Raw genomic sequence first — 5036 nt, 5'->3', positions numbered from 1 at the left:
TCGCTTCCGCGACGGCGGACGATTTGTGCAGGTTGATTGGCACCAGGGCGACTTCGAACGGTGCCAGCGCCTGCGGCCATACGATGCCCCGCTGGTCGTGGTTTTGTTCGACCGCGGCAGCCACCACGCGCGACACGCCGATGCCGTAGCAGCCCATCGGCATGACGCTGTCGCGGCCCTGTTCGTCGAGCACGGTGCAGTTGAGTTTTTCGCTGTACACCGTGCCGAGCTTGAAGACGTGGCCGACCTCGATGCCGCGGGCGATGGCCAGGGGGCCGCTGCCATCCGGAGCCGGTTCGCCGGCCACGACGTTACGGATGTCGGCGCTTTCCGGTTCCGGCAGGTCGCGTGCGAAGTTGACGCCGCTGAGGTGATAGCCGTCGACATTGGCGCCGCACACGAAATCGGCCAGCGCGGCGGCATCGCGGTCAGCGATGACCGGTCCGGGGAACTGCACCGGACCCACCGACCCGAAATCGCAGCCCAATGCGGCCTGAATGTCAGCTGGGGTCGCGAACTGTAGCGGCTGGGAGATTTGCGGCAGGCGCAACGCCTTGACCGCGTTCAGTTCGTGATCGCCGCGCAGCAGCAGCGCCACCAGGCCACCGTCAGCGCCGCGCACAATCAGTGTCTTGACGATGCGTTCGGGGGGTACTTTCAGAAACGCGCTGACCTCGGCGATGGTGTGCTGGCCGGGTGTGTGGATCGATTCGCGGTCCGCCGACGGCGCCGGGCGCGGCGGCGGCACGGGCGCGGGAGCCAGCTCCACGTTGGCGGCGTAGCCACCTTCCGAATAGGCAATCGCGTCCTCGCCGGAGTCAGCCAGCACGTGGAACTCGTGCGAACTGGCGCCGCCAATACTGCCGGTGTCGGCCGCTACGGCGCGAAAGCGCAGCCCCAGCCGGCTGAAGATGGTGCTGTAGGTGGCGTGCATCACTTGGTAGGTCTCGTCCAGGCTGGCGGCATCGCGGTGGAAGGAGTAGGCATCCTTCATCAGGAACTCGCGCGCGCGCATGACGCCGAAACGCGGCCGGATCTCGTCCCGGAACTTGGTCTGGATCTGGTAGAAGCAGGCCGGCAGCTGGCGGTAGCTGCTCACCTTCTGGCGCACGATGTCGGTAATCACCTCCTCGTGTGTCGGGCCAAAGCAGAACTCACGCTGGTGGCGATCCTTGAAGCGCAGCAGCTCGGGGCCATACTTTTCCCAGCGCGCCGACTCCTGCCACAGCTCCGCTGGTTGTACGGCGGGCATCAGCAGCTCCTGTCCGCCGGCGGCGTCCATTTCGTCCCGCACCACGCGCTCGGCCTTGCGCAGCACGCGCAGGCCCAGCGGCAGCCAGCTGTAGATGCCGGCAGCCAAGCGGCTGATCATGCAGGCGCGCAGCATCAGCCGCTGGCTGATTACGTCTGCGTCGGACGGGTCTTCGCGCAGCGTGGCGATCAGAAAGCGCGATGTGCGCATGTGGATTCCTTAAGCGGGTATATCAACAAAAAAGCCGCGCCCGCCGTCTGGGCGGACGCGGCGGGTACTGCGGGTCAGACTTCGATGTCGGCGAACAGGGCGGTGCTCAGGTATCGCTCGCCAGCCGATGGGATGATGACAACGATGGTGCTGCCCGCCGCTTCGGGTCGGCTGGCAACGATCTCGGCGGCCTTGAGCGCGGCTCCGGAACTGATCCCGACAAAAAGGCCTTCTTCCTGGGCCGCGCGGCGGGCGTAGGCCATGGCGTCTTCGTTGCTGACCTGAATTACCTCGTCAACGATCTTGGTGTTCAGGTTGCCCGGCACGAAACCGGCGCCAATGCCCTGGATCTTGTGCGGCCCCGGCTTGCCGCCCGACAGCACCGGGGAGGCGCTGGGCTCGACCGCAATGGCCTTGAACGAGGGCCGGCGCGCCTTGATCACTTCGGCCACCCCTGTGATGGTGCCGCCGGTGCCGACGCCGGAGATCAGGTAATCGACGTTGCCGTCGGTGTCGCGCCAGATTTCCTCGGCCGTGGTGCGGCGGTGTACGTCCGGGTTGGCCGGGTTCTCGAACTGCTGCGGCATGATGCTGCCCGGCCGCTCGGCCAGCAGTTCGCGCGCCCGCTCGATGGCGCCGGTCATGCCTTTCTCGGCGGGCGTGAGCACGATCTCGGCGCCAAGCGCGCGCAGCACCTTGCGCCGCTCGATGCTCATCGAGGCCGGCATGGTCAGGGTCAGGCGATAACCGCGGGCGGCGCATACGAAGGCCAGCGCGATGCCGGTGTTACCGGAGGTCGGTTCGATGATTTCGCCGCCGGGCGCGAGCTGGCCGCTTTTCTCGGCCGCCTCGATCATGGCCAGTCCGATACGATCCTTGACCGACGACAGCGGGTTGAAGAACTCCAGCTTGGCCAACACCGTGGCATCGCTTTTGATCAGCCGGCGAATACGCACCAACGGCGTGTTGCCGATGGCCTGCGTGATGTCGTCGAGAATGCGTGCCATGGTGACCTCCGCCGGCCGGGCCGGGTGTTGTAAAGCTGGGGACTCGATTCTAGGAATGGCCGAAGCGCAATATCAAGCACCAGTTTATGTCGCTCTTATGTCGTTTTGCGCAAAGCGGTCCAAGCCATCCACACTTTACGCGTGAAGATCAAACCCAGTATTAGTGGCGTATATGCCCTGGCCGATACCTCGCTGCTGCAAGGGGCCGAGTTGCTGGCGCGCGTCGAGGCCGCCCTGGAGGGGGGCGTTGGCGTGGTGCAGTACCGTGACAAGTCGACGGACACCGTGCGTCGTCAGCGCGAGGCGCACGCACTGCGCACGCTATGCGATATCTACCGCGTAGTGTTTATTGTTAACGACGACGTGGAGCTGGCGTTTGCGGTCGGTGCAGACGGCGTACACCTGGGCCGCGACGACCGGTCACCCGGGCCGGCGCGGGCACGCCTGGGGCCGGACGCGCTCATCGGCGCCACCTGCTATAACCAGCCGGAGCTCGCGCCGCGAGCACTTGGTGCCGGTGCAGATCATGTCGCCTTCGGTCGGTTCTTCCCGTCCAGCACCAAACCCGGCGAGATCTACGCCAGCCTTGATCTGCTGCGCACGGTGCGGGCGACTCTGGCCTGCCCCATCGTCTGCATTGGCGGCATTCGGGTGGACAATGCGCGGCCGCTGGTCGAGGCTGGCGCACACGCGCTGGCGGTTGGTAACGCCCTGTTCGGGCCGGGTGTGGACAGCGAGGCGGCGGCCCGCGCGCTGGCCGCCCTGTGGCAAGACATCTGAGGATCTGAACATGCAGCACTCGCAGCGCCTTTTCGAGCGCGCCCTCGCCGTGATTCCAGGCGGGGTCAACTCGCCAGTACGCGCTTTCGGTGCGGTAGGGGGGCAGCCGCCGTTCATCGCGCAGGCCGATGGTGCCCGCCTGCGCGACGTGGACGGCAACGACTACATCGATTACGTCTGCTCCTGGGGCGCGGTGATCCTGGGCCACGCGGCGCCTGTCGTGGTGCAGGCCGTGCGGGCGGCAGCGACCCGCGGTCTTTCTTACGGCGCCCCCACCGCCGCCGAGGTGGAACTGGCGGAAACGCTCTGCCGCCTGGTGCCGGGCCTGGATCGTGTGCGCCTGGTTAACTCCGGCACCGAAGCGACCATGAGCGCCATCCGCCTGGCGCGCGCCGCCACCGGCCGGAAAGTGCTGGTCAAGTTCGCCGGCTGTTATCACGGCCATGCCGACAGCTTGCTGGTGAACGCTGGCTCGGGTGCCCTGACCTTCGGGGTGCCGAGTTCGCCTGGTGTGCCCAGCGAGTTGGCGGCGCTGACGTTGACCGCACCCTACAACGATTTGCGCGCCGTCGAAGTCCTGTTCGCGGATCGCGGCGCAGAAATCGCCGCCGTGATTGTCGAGCCGGTGGCCGGCAATATGGGCTGCGTGTTGCCGCGCCCCGGCTTCCTGGAGGGCCTGCGCCAGCTGTGCACCGCGCATGGCGCGGTCCTTATCTTTGACGAGGTGATGACCGGTTTCAGGGTCGCCCTGGGCGGCGCCCAGGCGCGTTTTGGTGTGACCGCCGACCTGGTGACGCTGGGCAAGGTAATCGGTGGCGGGCTGCCGGTTGGCGCCTACGGCGGGCGGGCCGACCTGATGGAACAGATGGCACCTGCAGGGCCGGTCTATCAGGCCGGCACGCTGTCCGGTAATCCGCTCGCCACGGCCGCTGGTCTCGCCACGTTGACACAGGTACAGGAGCCGGGCTTCTACGAGCATCTGGAGCAAACCGCGGCGACGTTGACGGCGGGTTTGCAGGCCGCGGCGGACGCCGCTGGCGTGCCCTTTTGCACGGTTCACATCGGCGGCATGTTCGGATTGTTTTTGCGGCCGACTCCACCGCGTGACCTGGTCGAGGCGCAGCAGGCCGATGTGGCGGCGTTCGGGAGGTTGTTCGGGGCGCTGCTGGCGCAAGGCGTGTACCTGGCTCCATCAGCCTTTGAGGCCGGCTTCGTTACGGCGGCGCACGATACGGCGGTTATCGCGGCGACCATCCAGGGCGCGCGTGGCGCGTTTGCCGCCCGTTAAGGAGACGCTGAAGTATTCGGTGTTTCCCGCAGCGCAAGGATGCGCTGCCAAAATCTGTGGCTGTGAGCCATCGGAAAACCACGTTTTTCCGATGGCGGGCGCTGAGAAAGCCAGGATGGATTTGTTCAGCGCTTCCTTAAACCGGCGTGCTGCGGGCGTTCGCCGCCCGGGTCCTGACCCAGGTCAAGATTAATTCAAATTATTGAATGCGAATCGTTCGCATTTTGATATAGACTGCCTCTGCCGAATCTTCGGCTACGGCATTGGACAAACACGAGGGAGGAATCATGTCTCGCATACACATCGCACGCGGTGCGTTGGTCGCCGCGCTGCTCGCCAGCGCCTGGATGCCTGTGGCACACGGCGCCAGCTCCATCGAGGCCATCGAACAGACACTGGTGCAGCTGCAAGCTCAATTGCAGGCTGCGCAACAGGAAATTCGGGCGCTCAAGGCCGAAAACCAGCAGATCAAGGAGCAGGTGGCCGCGACCGGCGAGGC

At 66.0% G+C, this 5036-nt stretch carries 4 protein-coding genes and 1 pseudogene; 3 read left to right on the top strand and 2 right to left on the bottom strand.

Going from position 1 to position 5036, the window contains the following annotated elements:
• A partial coding sequence (locus ABZF37_RS13440) for a proline--tRNA ligase (protein WP_372720766.1) occupies positions 1 to 1462 on the bottom strand: 1462 nt, incomplete at its 3' end.
• Between the two features lie 74 nt (positions 1463 to 1536).
• Positions 1537 to 2469 (bottom strand): cysteine synthase A, encoded by a 933-nt coding sequence (gene cysK, locus ABZF37_RS13435; protein WP_372720764.1) that lies wholly within the window; start codon positions 2467 to 2469, stop codon positions 1537 to 1539.
• A gap of 147 nt (positions 2470 to 2616) precedes the next feature.
• Between cysK and thiE the strand changes: the two genes are divergently transcribed.
• From thiE to ABZF37_RS13420, 3 genes and pseudogenes are all read left to right on the top strand, one after another.
• A complete protein-coding gene (thiE, locus tag ABZF37_RS13430; protein WP_372720768.1) occupies positions 2617 to 3249 on the top strand; it encodes a thiamine phosphate synthase in 633 nt (210 codons plus the stop codon).
• Between the two features lie 10 nt (positions 3250 to 3259).
• Positions 3260 to 4537, top strand: coding sequence for a glutamate-1-semialdehyde 2,1-aminomutase (hemL, locus tag ABZF37_RS13425; protein WP_372720762.1), 1278 nt, complete (start codon positions 3260 to 3262; stop codon positions 4535 to 4537).
• 287 nt (positions 4538 to 4824) lie between these two features.
• Positions 4825 to 5036 (top strand): annotated as a pseudogene (locus ABZF37_RS13420) (porin); the annotation flags it as partial.

It is taken from the genome of Immundisolibacter sp., assembly GCF_041601295.1.
In the GTDB taxonomy this organism is placed as follows: Bacteria; Pseudomonadota; Gammaproteobacteria; order Immundisolibacterales; family Immundisolibacteraceae; genus Immundisolibacter.
The sequence above is the reverse complement of the archived record's forward strand: the minus strand, read 5'-3'. Positions and strand labels throughout refer to the sequence as shown.